Origin of the sequence: Pelagibacterium sediminicola (assembly GCF_003390885.1) — a bacterium.
GTDB classification, from domain to species: Bacteria; Pseudomonadota; Alphaproteobacteria; order Rhizobiales; family Devosiaceae; genus Pelagibacterium; species Pelagibacterium sediminicola.
Window position 1 is genome coordinate 196,411 of record NZ_QMEL01000005.1, and the last position, 13,414, is coordinate 209,824.

At 61.2% G+C, this 13,414-nt stretch carries 24 protein-coding genes; all 24 read right to left on the reverse strand.

Features of this window, described 5'->3' with window-relative positions:
- Positions 1 to 84: 84 nt before the first annotated feature.
- Positions 85 to 564 carry a 50S ribosomal protein L15 gene (rplO, locus tag DQG18_RS10465; RefSeq protein WP_116654201.1) on the reverse strand — a complete coding sequence of 160 codons (480 nt, stop codon included), beginning with the start codon at positions 562 to 564 and terminating at the stop codon, positions 85 to 87.
- A gap of 80 nt (positions 565 to 644) precedes the next feature.
- Positions 645 to 836, reverse strand: coding sequence for a 50S ribosomal protein L30 (gene rpmD, locus DQG18_RS10470; protein ID WP_116654202.1), 192 nt, complete (start codon positions 834 to 836; stop codon positions 645 to 647).
- A gap of 24 nt (positions 837 to 860) precedes the next feature.
- A complete protein-coding gene (gene rpsE / locus DQG18_RS10475) occupies positions 861 to 1,394 on the reverse strand; it encodes a 30S ribosomal protein S5 (RefSeq protein WP_116654203.1) in 534 nt (177 codons plus the stop codon).
- 21 nt (positions 1,395 to 1,415) lie between these two features.
- Positions 1,416 to 1,769 carry a 50S ribosomal protein L18 gene (gene rplR / locus DQG18_RS10480; RefSeq protein WP_116654259.1) on the reverse strand — a complete coding sequence of 118 codons (354 nt, stop codon included), beginning with the start codon at positions 1,767 to 1,769 and terminating at the stop codon, positions 1,416 to 1,418.
- A gap of 12 nt (positions 1,770 to 1,781) precedes the next feature.
- Positions 1,782 to 2,315: a 50S ribosomal protein L6 gene (rplF, locus tag DQG18_RS10485; protein ID WP_116654204.1), complete on the reverse strand. Its 534-nt coding sequence runs from the start codon at positions 2,313 to 2,315 to the stop codon at positions 1,782 to 1,784.
- Between the two features lie 45 nt (positions 2,316 to 2,360).
- Positions 2,361 to 2,759 carry a 30S ribosomal protein S8 gene (rpsH, locus tag DQG18_RS10490; protein ID WP_116654205.1) on the reverse strand — a complete coding sequence of 133 codons (399 nt, stop codon included), beginning with the start codon at positions 2,757 to 2,759 and terminating at the stop codon, positions 2,361 to 2,363.
- A 12-nt stretch (positions 2,760 to 2,771) separates the two neighbouring features.
- Positions 2,772 to 3,077 (reverse strand): 30S ribosomal protein S14, encoded by a 306-nt coding sequence (gene rpsN, locus DQG18_RS10495; RefSeq protein ID WP_116654206.1) that lies wholly within the window; start codon positions 3,075 to 3,077, stop codon positions 2,772 to 2,774.
- A 36-nt stretch (positions 3,078 to 3,113) separates the two neighbouring features.
- Positions 3,114 to 3,668 (reverse strand): 50S ribosomal protein L5, encoded by a 555-nt coding sequence (gene rplE / locus DQG18_RS10500; RefSeq protein WP_116654207.1) that lies wholly within the window; start codon positions 3,666 to 3,668, stop codon positions 3,114 to 3,116.
- Positions 3,661 to 3,975 carry a 50S ribosomal protein L24 gene (gene rplX, locus DQG18_RS10505; RefSeq protein WP_116654208.1) on the reverse strand — a complete coding sequence of 105 codons (315 nt, stop codon included), beginning with the start codon at positions 3,973 to 3,975 and terminating at the stop codon, positions 3,661 to 3,663. The genes rplE and rplX overlap by 8 nt, the downstream gene beginning before the upstream one ends.
- A complete protein-coding gene (gene rplN, locus DQG18_RS10510; protein WP_114644921.1) occupies positions 3,975 to 4,343 on the reverse strand; it encodes a 50S ribosomal protein L14 in 369 nt (122 codons plus the stop codon). Before rplN ends, rplX begins: the two co-directional genes overlap by 1 nt.
- A 41-nt stretch (positions 4,344 to 4,384) precedes the next feature.
- On the reverse strand, positions 4,385 to 4,618 hold the full coding sequence (gene rpsQ, locus DQG18_RS10515) for a 30S ribosomal protein S17 (protein ID WP_116654209.1): 234 nt from the start codon (positions 4,616 to 4,618) through the stop codon (positions 4,385 to 4,387).
- A gap of 11 nt (positions 4,619 to 4,629) precedes the next feature.
- Positions 4,630 to 4,830, reverse strand: a complete 201-nt coding sequence (rpmC, locus tag DQG18_RS10520; RefSeq protein WP_116654210.1) for a 50S ribosomal protein L29 — start codon at positions 4,828 to 4,830, stop codon at positions 4,630 to 4,632.
- 12 nt (positions 4,831 to 4,842) lie between these two features.
- Positions 4,843 to 5,256, reverse strand: a complete 414-nt coding sequence (rplP, locus tag DQG18_RS10525) for a 50S ribosomal protein L16 (protein ID WP_116654211.1) — start codon at positions 5,254 to 5,256, stop codon at positions 4,843 to 4,845.
- A 5-nt stretch (positions 5,257 to 5,261) separates the two neighbouring features.
- The gene (gene rpsC, locus DQG18_RS10530; RefSeq protein WP_116654212.1) at positions 5,262 to 5,978 is read right to left on the reverse strand and encodes a 30S ribosomal protein S3; all 717 of its coding nucleotides are present in this window, start codon (positions 5,976 to 5,978) and stop codon (positions 5,262 to 5,264) included.
- A complete protein-coding gene (gene rplV, locus DQG18_RS10535; RefSeq protein ID WP_116654213.1) occupies positions 5,978 to 6,358 on the reverse strand; it encodes a 50S ribosomal protein L22 in 381 nt (126 codons plus the stop codon). The genes rpsC and rplV overlap by 1 nt, the downstream gene beginning before the upstream one ends.
- A gap of 3 nt (positions 6,359 to 6,361) precedes the next feature.
- Positions 6,362 to 6,640, reverse strand: a complete 279-nt coding sequence (gene rpsS / locus DQG18_RS10540) for a 30S ribosomal protein S19 (RefSeq protein WP_116654214.1) — start codon at positions 6,638 to 6,640, stop codon at positions 6,362 to 6,364.
- A gap of 5 nt (positions 6,641 to 6,645) precedes the next feature.
- Positions 6,646 to 7,485, reverse strand: a complete 840-nt coding sequence (rplB, locus tag DQG18_RS10545) for a 50S ribosomal protein L2 (protein WP_116654215.1) — start codon at positions 7,483 to 7,485, stop codon at positions 6,646 to 6,648.
- A gap of 18 nt (positions 7,486 to 7,503) precedes the next feature.
- Positions 7,504 to 7,797: a 50S ribosomal protein L23 gene (locus tag DQG18_RS10550; protein WP_116654216.1), complete on the reverse strand. Its 294-nt coding sequence runs from the start codon at positions 7,795 to 7,797 to the stop codon at positions 7,504 to 7,506.
- Positions 7,794 to 8,414: a 50S ribosomal protein L4 gene (gene rplD / locus DQG18_RS10555; RefSeq protein WP_116654217.1), complete on the reverse strand. Its 621-nt coding sequence runs from the start codon at positions 8,412 to 8,414 to the stop codon at positions 7,794 to 7,796. Before rplD ends, DQG18_RS10550 begins: the two co-directional genes overlap by 4 nt.
- Positions 8,415 to 9,116 carry a 50S ribosomal protein L3 gene (gene rplC, locus DQG18_RS10560; RefSeq protein ID WP_116654260.1) on the reverse strand — a complete coding sequence of 234 codons (702 nt, stop codon included), beginning with the start codon at positions 9,114 to 9,116 and terminating at the stop codon, positions 8,415 to 8,417.
- 89 nt (positions 9,117 to 9,205) lie between these two features.
- Entirely contained in the window at positions 9,206 to 9,514 is a 309-nt protein-coding gene (rpsJ, locus tag DQG18_RS10565) for a 30S ribosomal protein S10 (protein ID WP_116654218.1), read from the reverse strand.
- A gap of 70 nt (positions 9,515 to 9,584) precedes the next feature.
- A complete protein-coding gene (gene tuf, locus DQG18_RS10570) occupies positions 9,585 to 10,775 on the reverse strand; it encodes an elongation factor Tu (protein ID WP_116654219.1) in 1,191 nt (396 codons plus the stop codon).
- Between the two features lie 53 nt (positions 10,776 to 10,828).
- Positions 10,829 to 12,919 carry an elongation factor G gene (fusA, locus tag DQG18_RS10575; protein WP_116654220.1) on the reverse strand — a complete coding sequence of 697 codons (2,091 nt, stop codon included), beginning with the start codon at positions 12,917 to 12,919 and terminating at the stop codon, positions 10,829 to 10,831.
- 12 nt (positions 12,920 to 12,931) lie between these two features.
- Positions 12,932 to 13,402 (reverse strand): 30S ribosomal protein S7, encoded by a 471-nt coding sequence (gene rpsG, locus DQG18_RS10580; protein ID WP_116654221.1) that lies wholly within the window; start codon positions 13,400 to 13,402, stop codon positions 12,932 to 12,934.
- Positions 13,403 to 13,414: the final 12 nt, after the last annotated feature.

The following is a 13,414-nucleotide window of genomic DNA, read 5'->3' on the forward strand; positions in this document are numbered from 1 at the left end:
GTAGTGCTCTGATATAGTCAGAGCGCGCCCTCTTGCAATCCCCCAGACGGGATCGATTGCAGGGCGCGCTCCAAAGTCGCAATATTATTCTGCGTCGGCGGCGGCGCCGATCACGTCAACCTTGCCACCGGCAGCCTCGATAGCCGCCACGGCGCCGGCCGAAGCGTGATTAACCTTGAAGGTCACCTTCTTGGCCTTGAACTCGCCGCCATTGATCAGGCGCACACCATCCTTGGCGCGGCGGATGACACCCGCCTTGACCAGAGCTTCCGCGTCCACCACGCCCTTGGCATCGAGCTTGCCATTGTCGATGTAGAGCTGGATGCGATCGAGACGCACCGCGTTCCACTTCTTGGCGAACGGGTTGTTGAAGCCGCGCTTGGGCAGCCGCATGTGCAGCGGCATCTGCCCGCCTTCAAACCCGTTGATGGTGACGCCCGAGCGGGACTTCTGCCCCTTGACGCCCCGGCCACCGGTCTTGCCCAGGCCCGAACCAATGCCGCGCCCGACGCGGACCTTGGCCTTGAGGGCCCCCGGCTTGTCGGCGATCTGATTGAGTTTCATATCGAAAAAATCCTAGCTGGAGCGTTTCCAGAAAAAGTGGGTACCACTTTTTCGGTTCGGGAACGCGACAAACTCAAGAACTACTTCTCGTCCACGACGCGGACGAGATGAGAGATCTTGTTGATCATGCCGCGCACGGCAGGCGTATCCTCGAGCTCGCGGCGGCGATGCATCTTGTTGAGCCCAAGACCCACGAGCGTGGCGCGCTGGTCGGCGGTGCGGCGGATCGGCGACCCGATCTGCTCAACGGTAATGGTCGATTTCTTGGCCATAATCGTTCTCCTCGAACCCTCTTATCAGGCGTCGACGGCGGCTTCGCCGCGGCGCGCCTGGAGTTCGGACACCTTGATCCCGCGACGGGCGGCAACCGAACGGGGGCTGTCAACGTTCCTGAGCGCGTCGAAAGTGGCGCGGATCATGTTGTAGGGGTTCGCCGAACCCTGGCTCTTGGCGACGATGTCGTTGATGCCAAGGGTCTCGAACACGGCACGCATCGGGCCACCGGCGATGATGCCGGTACCGGCGGGAGCCGCACGCAGCAGGACCTTGCCAGCGCCGTGGCGGCCGGCAACGTCGTGGTGCAGCGTACGGGCTTCACGCAGCGGGACGCGGATCATCTGGCGCTTGGCCTGTTCGGTCGCCTTGCGGATGGCTTCGGGCACTTCGCGCGCCTTGCCATGACCGAAACCGACGCGACCCTTCTGGTCACCCACGACGACGAGCGCGGCAAAGCCGAACCGACGGCCACCCTTCACCACCTTGGCGACGCGGTTGATGTGCACCAGCCGATCGACAAATTCGCTTTCGCGCTCTTGAATGTCTCTGCTCATAGTTCTTCTTTCTCGCCGCGGTTAGAACTGCAGGCCGCCCTCGCGGGCAGCGTCTGCGAGGGCCTTTACCCGGCCGTGGAAAATGTAGGCGCCACGATCGAAGATGACATCGGTAACCCCTGCCTTCTTGGCACGCTCGGCGACAGCCTTGCCCACCTCGGCGGCAGCGGCGGTGTTCCCGCCATTCTTGATCTTGAGGTCCTTTTCGAGCGTGGACGCGGACGCAAGCGTCACGCCCTGCACATCGTCAATGACCTGTGCGTAGATGTTCTTGTCCGAACGGAAGACCGACAGGCGCGGACGGCCGTTGGCACGGGCCCTGAGGGTCCGACGAACCCGCGCCTTGCGGCGTTCAATACCAGAAAGCTTAGCCATATCGACCAATCCTTACTTCTTCTTGCCTTCCTTGCGGAAGATGTACTCGTCGACGTAGCGCACACCCTTGCCCTTGTAGGGCTCCGGCGGACGGAACTCGCGGATATTGGCGGCGACCTGCCCCACCTGCTGCTTGTCGATGCCCGTCACGACGATTTCCGTCTGGGTCGGGGCGGCAAGCGAAATGCCGTCGGGAGCCTTGTAGATCACTTCATGGCTGAACCCGAGCGAGAGCTTGAGGTCAGATCCCTGCATCTGGGCGCGGTAACCGACACCCGTGATCGCCAGCTTCTTTTCAAAGCCCGTGGAGACACCGGTGACGATGTTCTGGACCAGCGTGCGCGACAACCCCCAGGCCGAGCGGGCCTCGCGGCTATCGTCGACCGGGGTGACGACGACGCCCTCTTCGGTCATCTCGGGCTTGACGGCATCCACGAGCACGACCGAGAGTTCGCCCTTGGAACCCTTGGCGGTGACCTGCTGGCCATCGACCGTGACCGTCACGCCGCTGACCGGTGCTACCGGCTTCTTGCCAATACGCGACATTTTTCTTCGCCTTCTTTCAAGTTGGTGGGGTCTCCTCCTCGCGCCTTAGAAGACGCGGCAGAGGACCTCACCGCCAACATTTTCAGCACGCGCCTGGTGATCGGCCATCACACCCTTGGGGGTGCTGAGGATCGAGACACCAAGGCCGTTACCGACCACGGGGATATTCTTGACGGATGCGTACACCCGGCGGCCGGGCTTGGACACACGCTGCAGCTCGCGGATCGCGGGCTGGTTTTCCGAGTATTTGAGTTCGATGTCGAACTCGGCCAGGCCGTTATCGGTGGCCACTTCATTGTAGCCGCGGATGTAGCCTTCTGACTTCAGAACATCCAGAACGTGGGCGCGCAGGGACGAGGCCGGGGTCCGGACCACGTCGCGGCGACGCAACTGCGCGTTACGGATGCGGGTCAGCATATCGCCAAGAGGATCGGTGAGCGTCATATCAGTTCTTCCTTACCAGCTCGACTTGACCAGGCCCGGGATCAAACCCATCGACCCAAGTTCACGCAGCGCGATACGGCTGAGCTTGAGCTTGCGATAATATCCACGCGGACGGCCCGACACCTCGCAGCGATTGCGCACGCGGACCGGCGAGGCATTGCGCGGCAACTCGGCCAGCTTGAGCTGTGCGGCGAAGCGCTCCTCGAACGAAAGGCTTTCGTCCCGGGTCTTCGCCTTGAGGGCAGCGCGCTTGTCGGCATATTGCTTGGCGAGCTTTGCGCGGCGCTTGTTCTTTTCGATGGAGCTTGTCTTGGCCATCCAGTTCTCTCTTTCGTCTCTTTTCCCTGTCCCGGCCTATTGGCGGAACGGGAAATTGAAAGCCTTGAGAAGCGCGCGCGCTTCATCGTCGGTCTTTGCTGTGGTGCAGACGATCACGTCCATGCCCCAGACCTGATCGATCTGGTCATAGTTGATCTCGGGGAACACGATGTGTTCCTTGATGCCCATGGCAAAGTTGCCGCGGCCATCGAAACTCTTGGGGTTGAGCCCACGGAAGTCACGCACACGCGGCAGGGCCACGTTCACGAGACGATCGATGAACTCGTACATCTGGGCCTTGCGCAGCGTGACCTTCACGCCCAGTGCCATACCCTCGCGAACCTTGAAGCCCGCAATGGAGTTGCGCGCATGGGTGATGACGCCCTTCTGCCCGGCGATCTTTTCGAGATCGGCGAGCGCCGCCTTCACCTTCTTGGAATCCGCAACCGCTTCGCCGACGCCCATGTTGATCACGACCTTGTCGAGCTTGGGGACTTCCATCGGGTTCTTGTAGTTGAAGGTCTCGACGAGACCTGCGCGCACCACATCGTCATAATGGGTGCGAAGGCGCGGGATATATGTCTCAGCCATCGATCACTTCTCCGGAACGCTTTGCGACGCGCTTTTTCACGCCGTCCTCGATCTTGAAGCCGACGCGGGTCGGCTTGTTGTCCTTAGCATCCAGCAGCGCGATGTTGCTCAGGTGGATCGGGGCTTCCTTGGTGTAGATGCCCGCATCGCGCTCGGCGGTCTGCCGTGTATGGCGGCGCACGAGATTGACGCCCTGGACGATGGCGCGGGTCTCGGACGGAATGACCTGGGTCACCGTGCCGGTCTTGCCCTTGTCCTTGCCAGTCAGAACGATGACCTTGTCACCCTTTTTGATCTTGGCGGCCATTACAGCACCTCCGGGGCGAGCGAAATGATCTTCATGTGATTTTTCGCACGCAGCTCACGCGGAACCGGGCCGAAGATACGGGTGCCGATCGGTTCCTTGTTATTGTTGATGATGACCGCGGCATTGCGGTCGAAACGGATCACTGTGCCATCGGGGCGGCGGATATCCGAAGCCGTACGCACCACGACGGCCTTCATCACCTGGCCCTTCTTGACGCGGCCGCGCGGAATGGCATCCTTGACCGACACCACGATGATGTCGCCAACGGACGCATACTTGCGATGCGAACCGCCCAGCACCTTGATGCACATAACACGACGGGCGCCCGAATTGTCGGCCACGTCGAGATTTGTTTGCATCTGAATCATGACTGATTGCCTTCTTTGATCTCAGTACGTTCCGCGGCCGATCAGGCTTGCGTAACGAGTGTCCAACGCTTGTTTTTCGAGATGGGCGCTGTTTCCTCGATCTGTACGATATCGCCGACCTTGGCCGTGTTGGCCTCGTCATGAGCGTGGTACTTCTTGGAACGGCGGACCGTCTTCTTCATGATCGGATGGGTGAAGCGGCGCTCCACGTTCACCACGATCGTCTTGTCGTTCTTGTCGGAGACCACGGTCCCCTGCAGGATACGCTTGGGCATCTCGTGTCTCCTTACTTCGCTGCCGCGGTCTTTTCGGCGAGCACGGTCTTGACGCGCGCGATCTCGCGGCGGACCTTGCGCACCTGCGCGGTGTTTTCCAGCTGCTGGGTAGCGCGCTGGAAGCGCAGATTGAACTGCTCTTTCTTGAGGTCGACGAGCTCGGTCTTGAGTTCGTCCACCGTCTTTGCCCTAACGTCGCTCGGCTTGGCCATCGCTATACGTCCTTAATCTGCAATGCGGCTGACGAACCGCGTCTTGATCGGCAACTTCATGGCCGCAAGACGCAGAGCTTCACGCGCAACTTCTTCACTCACGCCGTCGATCTCGAACATGACCCGGCCGGGCTTGACGCGGGCGGCCCAGAATTCGGGAGCCCCCTTGCCCTTACCCATACGAACTTCAGTCGGCTTGGACGACACCGGCACATCCGGGAACACCCGGATCCACACACGGCCGGCGCGCTTCATGTAACGAGTCATCGCGCGGCGTGCTGCCTCGATCTGGCGGGCGGTTATACGCTCAGGCTCCTGCGCCTTCAAGCCATATTCGCCAAAATTGAGGGCAAAGCCCCCTTTGGCGACGCCGTGGATCCGGCCCTTGTGGGCCTTGCGGAACTTTGTACGCTTCGGTTGCAACATAATCTTTAATTCCTGTCACCGGCCGGACCGCGACGGCCCTGCCCGCCACCGTCGCCACCTTCGGTGGCGCGGCGCTCGTGAGCCATCGGATCGTGTTCCATGATCTCGCCCTTGAAGATCCAGACCTTGATCCCGATGATCCCGTAGGTCGTGGAGGCTTCGGCGACACCGTAATCCACGTCCGCGCGCAGCGTGTGGAGCGGAACGCGGCCCTCGCGGTACCACTCGGTGCGTGCGATGTCCGCACCGCCGAGACGGCCGCCAACGTTGACGCGGATACCCTGCGCGCCCATGCGCATCGCCGTCTGCACGGCGCGCTTCATGGCCCGGCGGAATGCCACGCGGCGTTCGAGCTGCTGGGCAATGCCCTGGGCGACCAGCGTCGCATCGGTTTCCGGCTTGCGCACTTCAACGATGTTGATGTGCACTTCCGAACTGGTGAACTTCTTGACCTTGGAGCGGATCTTCTCGATGTCCGCGCCCTTCTTGCCGATGACGATACCCGGACGGGCCGAGTGGATCGTGATGCGGCACTTGCGGTGCGGGCGCTCGATGACGATCTTGGAAACCGCTGCCTGCTTGAGGTCTTCCTCGAGCATCTCACGAATCTTGAGATCTTCCTGCAGGAGCGAGCCGAACTCGCCCTTGTTGGCGTACCAGCGGGAATCCCAAGTCCGGTTGATGCCGAGCCGAAGCCCGATCGGATTAACTTTCTGTCCCATCAGGCAGTCTCCTCGACTTCACGGACAACGATGGTCAGGTGCGAGAACGGCTTCTCGATCCGCGCGCCGCGACCGCGGGCCCGGGCCTTGAAGCGCTTCATCACCAGCGCCTTTCCGACAAAAGCCTCGGCAACCACCAGCGAATCGGTGTCGAGACCATGATTGTTCTCGGCATTCGCGATGGCGCTCTCAAGGGTCTTCTTGACCGATTCCGAAATCCGCTTGCGCGAGAATTCGAGTTCGGCCAGAGCCTTGTCGACCTTCTTGCCGCGGATCTGCGCGGCAACCAGGTTCAGCTTCTGGGGGCTGGTACGAACCATGCGCAGGATGGCCTTGGCCTCATTATCCCCGAGCATGCGCTCGTTCTTTGGCTTGCCCATCTTTTATTTCCTCTTCGCCTTCTTGTCGGCCGCGTGCCCGTAATAGGTGCGCGTGGGCGAAAATTCACCGAACTTGTGGCCGATCATGTCCTCGGAGACGCTCACCGGGATATGCTTCTGACCGTTATAGACTCCGAAGGTCAGGCCAACGAACTGCGGCAAGATCGTCGAGCGGCGGCTCCAGATCTTGATGACCTCGTTGCGGCCCGATTCACGGACCTTGTCTGCCTTCTTGAGCAGATACCCGTCAACGAACGGGCCTTTCCAGACGGAACGTGACATGGCGCTTACCTGCCCTTCTTCTGATGACGCGAGCGGATGATGAACTTGTCCGTCGCCTTGTTGGTGCGGGTGCGCTTGCCCTTGGTCGGCTTGCCCCAGGGCGTCACGGGGTGACGGCCACCGGAAGTGCGGCCTTCACCACCACCATGCGGGTGGTCGACCGGGTTCATCGCGACACCGCGAACGTTCGGACGCCGGCCCAGCCAGCGGCTGCGCCCGGCCTTGCCCAGATTGGTGTTCGAGTGATCCGGATTGGATACCGAACCCACCGTTGCAAGGCACGTCCCGTGGACGCGGCGCTGCTCGCCCGAATTGAGGCGAAGGACCGCCCAGCCGGAGTCGCGGCCCACATACTGCGCGTAGCCACCAGCGGAACGGGCCATCTGCCCGCCCTTGCGCGGCTTCATCTCGATGTTGTGGACGATGGTGCCCACCGGCATCTTCTCGAGCGGCATCGCATTGCCGGGCTTCACGTCGACCGCGTTCATCGAGGAGACGATCTTGTCGCCGGCCGCCAGACGCTGCGGAGCCAGGATATAGGCCTGCTCGCCGTCCTCATAGGTCACCAGAGCGATGAATGCGGTCCGGTTTGGATCGTATTCTAGACGCTCGACGGTGCCCACGACGTCGAACTTGGTACGCTTGAAATCGACCAGACGATACCGGCGCTTGTGCCCGCCACCACGTGAATAGACGGTCGTGCGGCCACGGTTGTTGCGGCCGCCGGACTTGCTCAGACCTTCGGTCAGTTTCTTGACCGGGCCGCCATTCCACAGTTCGGACCGATCGATACCGACGAGCTGACGCTGGCCTGACGAGGTCGGATTATAATGCTTCAAAGCCATTGTTCTTGTTCCCTAGCCTCACAGACCGGTCGAAATATCGATGGTCTGGCCGTCCACGAGCGTGACGATGGCCTTCTTCACATCCTTGCGCCGGCCAAGGAAGTTGCGGAACTTCTTGACCTTGCCCTTGCGCACGATGGTGTTGACCGCCTTGACCTTGACCGAGAAAAGCTGCTCGACGGCGGCCTTGATGTCGGTCTTGGTTGCATCGATCGCCACATCGAAAACAACCTGGTTGTTTTCCGAAGCCATCGTCGACTTTTCAGTCACGACGGGGTTGCGGATGATGTCGTATGCCTTGAGCGCGCTCATTGGAACCGGCCCTCCAGCGCAGCAAGGGCGTCCTTGGTCAGGACCAGCTTCTCGCGGCGCAGAATATCATAAACGTTGATGCCCTGGGCCGGCAGAACGTCGATCTGGGGAATGTTGCGCGCGGCAAGCGCGAAATTCTTGTCCAGTTCGGCACCGCCGATGATCAGCGCATTGGAAAAACCAAGCTTGCCGAACGCCGCCTTCAGGGCCGCGGTCTTGGGCTCGGAGGCAACGGCGCTGTCGAGAATGACCAGTTCGCCCGCCTTGGCCTTGGCCGAAAGCGCGTGCTTTAGGGCAAGCGCCCGGACCTTCTTGGGCATCTCGACGGCATGGCTGCGCGGGGTCGGACCAAACGCGCGGCCACCACCACGGAAGATGTTGGCCCGGCGCGAACCGTGACGCGCACCGCCGCCGCCCTTCTGGCGGCCGAACTTCTTGCCGGTCAGGGCAACCTCGCCACGATTCTTGACGTCGTGGGTGCCTGCCATGCGCTTCAGGAGCTGATAGCGAACCATGCGCTGGATAAGGTCGGCGCGCGGCTCGAGACCGAACACGGTCTCATCGAGCTTTACCTTGCCCGCCGCCTTGCCCTCAAGGGTTGTTACCTGGAGTTCCATTTATGCACTCTCCCCATTGGCGGCAGCCGGTGCCTTGAACGAACCGGGACGTGCAACACCTTCCGGAGCAGGCTTCTTGACGGCATCGCGGATTTGAATCCAGCCGCCCTTGGCGCCCGGAACCGAACCCTGAACCATGATAAGGCCACGCTCGACATCGGTCTTGACGACCTTGACGTTCTGGGTCGTGACGCGCACGTCGCCCATGTGTCCGGCCATCTTCTTGCCCTTGAACACCTTGCCGGGGTCCTGGCTGTTACCGGTCGAACCGTGCGAGCGGTGCGAAATCGACACACCGTGAGAGGCACGCAGGCCACCGAAATTGTGACGCTTCATCGCACCGGCAAAGCCCTTGCCGATCGAGGTCCCGGTGACGTCCACAAGCTGGCCCTCAACGAAGTGGTCGGCCTGAAGTTCGGCCCCGACATCGATGAGGTTGTCTTGGCTCACGCGGAACTCGACGACCTTGCGCTTGGGCTCGACCTTGGCGGCGGCATACTGCCCGCGCTCGGCCTTGCTCACATTCTTGACCTTGACGGTGCCCGCGCCCAGTTGGAGCGCGACGTAGCCGTCCTTTTCCTGCGTGCGCTGGCCCACCACCTGGCAGCCTTGCAGCGCCAGAACGGTAACAGGAACATGAGCGCCGTCATCTGTGAAGATGCGGGTCATTCCCAGCTTCTGTGCGATCAATCCAGAACGCATCGGTTGTAACCTTTTCTTTTGGGCGTTTTTCCGGGTCATTGTTTACCAAGAGGACCCACAAACATGAAAAACGCTAGAAACTCATACAGTTAGAGCTTGATTTCGACGTCGACACCGGCGGCAAGATCGAGCTTCATCAGCGCATCGACCGTCTGCGGGGTCGGATCCACGATGTCCAGAAGGCGCTTGTGAGTCCGGATCTCGAACTGCTCGCGACTCTTCTTGTCGACGTGCGGCGACCGGTTGACGGTGAATTTGTCAATTCGCGTAGGCAGCGGAATGGGACCGCGCACCTGTGCGCCCGTACGCTTGGCGGTGTTGACGATCTCGCGGGTCGAATTATCGAGCACGCGATGATCGAACGCCTTGAGCCGGATGCGAATGTTCTGACCGTTCATCTTCGTTCTATCCCGAAAAGAGGATTGCGGTGCGCGTCACCACGCACCGCCTTCACGATTGTCCTGTCGCTTAGGCGACGATCTTCGATACGACGCCGGCGCCGACGGTGCGGCCGCCTTCACGGATGGCAAAGCGCAGCTTTTCTTCCATCGCGATCGGAACGATCAGCTCCACATGCATCTCGACGTTGTCGCCAGGCATCACCATCTCGACGCCTTCGTTCAGCGTCACCACACCCGTCACGTCCGTCGTCCGGAAGTAGAACTGCGGCCGGTAGTTGGTGAAGAACGGGGTATGACGCCCGCCCTCTTCCTTGGTCAGGATATAGGCCTCGGCAACGAACTTGGTGTGCGGCGTCACAGAACCGGGCTTGCACAGAACCTGCCCGCGCTCAACCTGCGTGCGGTCGATACCGCGGATCAGCGCGCCGATATTGTCGCCCGCCTCACCCGAATCGAGCAGCTTGCGGAACATCTCGACACCGGTCACCGTGGTCTTCTGGGTGTCCTTGATGCCAACGATCTCCACTTCATCGCCAACCTTGACGATGCCGCGCTCGACGCGACCGGTCACAACCGTGCCACGGCCCGAGATCGAGAACACGTCCTCGACCGGCATCAGGAACGGCTGGTCGACCGGACGCTCGGGCTGCGGGATATAGGCATCGACCGTATCCATCAACGCCAGAACCGCATCGCGGCCGATCTCGGGGCGCTTGTCTTCCAGCGCCATCAGCGCCGAGCCCTTGGTGATCGGAATGTCGTCGCCGGGGAACTCGTAGGACGAAAGCAGCTCGCGCACTTCAAGCTCGACGAGCTCGAGAAGTTCCTCGTCGTCCACCTGGTCGACCTTGTTCAAAAACACCACCAGCGCCGGCACGCCGACCTGGCGGGCCAGAAGGATGTGTTCGCGGGTCTGCGGCATCGGGCCGTCGGCCGCCGAAACCACAAGGATCGCCCCGTCCATCTGAGCCGCACCGGTGATCATGTTCTTGACGTAGTCGGCGTGACCCGGGCAGTCGACGTGCGCGTAGTGACGCTTTTCGGTCTCGTACTCGACGTGGCTGGTCGAAATGGTGATCCCGCGCGCCTTTTCTTCGGGCGCCTTGTCGATGTTGTCATAGGCGGTGAACGTCGCCCCGCCCTTCTCGGACAGAACCTTCGTGATCGCCGCCGTCAAAGACGTCTTGCCATGGTCAACGTGACCAATCGTACCAATGTTGCAGTGCGGCTTAGACCGCGAAAACTTTTCCTTGCCCATCACATTTCTCCTGTTCAGTCAGCCTGGCGGCCGCTGTTAAATCCTATGCTCACTCAGGCGTATTTGGCCTGGACTTCGTCGGCGACCGCCTGGGGCACCTGCTCGTAGTGATCGAAAACCATCGTGTACTGCGCACGGCCCTGGCTCATGGAGCGCAAGGAGTTCACGTACCCGAACATGTTGGCCAGCGGCACGAAGGCATTGACCACCTGCGCAATGCCGCGACTTTCCGTGCCCTGGATCTGGCCACGGCGAGAATTGAGGTCGCCGATGATGTCGCCCATATAGTCTTCCGGGGTGACCACTTCCACCTTCATGATCGGCTCGAGGAGCTTGGCGCCGGCTTTGCCGAGCGCTTCGCGGAAGCCGGCGCGGCCGGCGATCTCGAACGCAAGAACCGAAGAGTCCACATCGTGGTAGGCACCGTCGATGAGCGTCGCCTTGACGTCCACGATCGGGAAGCCCGCCAGGATACCGGCGCCCATGACGGACTCGATACCCTTGGTGACGCCCGGCACGTATTCCTTGGGAACCGCGCCACCCACGATCTTGCTCTCGAAGGTGTAGCCCGCGCCCGGCTCATTGGGCTCGATGACGATCTTGATGCGAGCGAACTGACCCGAACCGCCCGACTGCTTCTTGTGGGTGTAATCCACTTCCGCCGTGCGGGTGATGGTCTCGCGGTAGGCCACCTGCGGCTGGCCGATATTGGCCTCAACCTTGAACTCGCGCTTCATGCGATCGACGAGAATGTCGAGGTGAAGCTCGCCCATGCCCGAAATGATCGTCTGGCCCGATTCCTCGTCCGAACGCACGCGGAACGAGGGATCCTCGGCAGCAAGACGCTGCAAGGCAAGGCCCATCTTTTCCTGGTCGGCCTTCGACTTGGGCTCGACGGCGATGTCGATGACCGGATCAGGGAAGACCATGCGCTCAAGAATGACCGGAGCGGTCGGCGTGCACAGCGTGTCGCCGGTCGTCGTGTCCTTGAGCCCGACGATGGCGACGATGTCGCCGGCAAACGCCTCGGTGATCTGCTCGCGGCTGTTGGAGTGCATCTGGAACATCCGCCCGACACGCTCACGCTTGCCCTTGACGGTATTCTCCAGCGTGGCACCAGCCTCGAGGTGACCCGAATAGATGCGGCAGAAGGTCAGCGAACCCATATGGGGATCGTTGGCGATCTTGAAGGCCAGCATCGAAAGCGGCTCACTGTCATCGGCGTGACGCTCGATCGGCTCTTCGGTCCTGGCATCGACGCCGTTGATCGACGCAATATCGATCGGGGACGGCAGAAAATCGACCACTGCATCAAGAAGCGGCTGTACACCCTTGTTCTTGAAGGCGGAACCACAGCACACACCAAAAAACTCAACGCCACAGATACCCTTGCGGATCAGCTTGCGGAGCGTATCGTTGTCGGGCATCTCGCCTTCGAGATAGGCTTCCATGATGGCTTCATCGAGCTCCACGGCAGCCTCGACGAGCTTCTCGCGATATTCATCCGCACGCGCCTGAAGGTCGGCCGGAATATCGATCACATCCCAATGCGCGCCGAGATCTTCGCCGCCCCATACATACGCCTTCATCTCGATGAGATCGACAACGCCCGCAAACTCGGTCTCTGCCCCGATCGGCAACTGCAGAACGAGAGGCTTGGCACCGAGCCGCTCGCGGATCATGTCGATGCAGCGATAGAAGTCGGCACCGATCTTGTCCATCTTGTTGACGAAGATCAGGCGGGGAACGTCATACTTGTCGGCCTGACGCCAGACGGTCTCGGTCTGCGGCTCCACACCGGCATTGGCATCGAGCAGAGCGACGGCGCCGTCGAGCACGCGGAGCGAACGCTCGACCTCGATGGTGAAGTCCACGTGACCCGGCGTATCGATGATGTTGAAGCGATACCGCTTGCCGTCACGATCCTGCCAGGACGTCGTGGTCGCAGCGGACGTGATCGTGATGCCACGCTCCTGTTCCTGCTCCATCCAGTCCATCGTCGAAGCGCCATCATGGGTCTCGCCCATCTTATGGCTCTTGCCGGTATAATACAGGATACGCTCGGTCGTGGTGGTCTTGCCGGCATCGATGTGCGCCATGATGCCGAAATTGCGGTAGTCTTCGATCTTGTATTCGCGGGCCATTCTCGGAATTCCTTACCAGCGGTAGTGCGAGAACGCACGGTTGGCATCGGCCATGCGGTGTGTGTCTTCGCGCTTCTTGACGGCCTGGCCGCGGCCATTCATGGCGTCGAGCAGTTCGCCCGAAAGACGGCCGACCATGGTCTGCTCGCCACGCTTGCGCGCGGCATCGATCAGCCAGCGGATGGCAAGAGCCTGCTGGCGCTCGGTGCGGACCTCGACCGGAACCTGATAGGTTGCACCGCCAACGCGGCGCGAACGCACTTCAACGGCGGGACGGACGTTCTCGAGCGCGCCGTGGAACACCTGGATGGGGTCCTGCTTGGTGCGCTCTTCGATGATATCGAACGCGCCATAGACGATACCCTCAGCCGAGGACTTCTTGCCGTCCTTCATGAGCGAGTTCATGAACTTGGAAACGATCAGATCCCCGAACTTGGGATCGGGATTGATCTCACGCTTTTCTGCACGATGCCGACGGGACATGGTTCAGCTCTC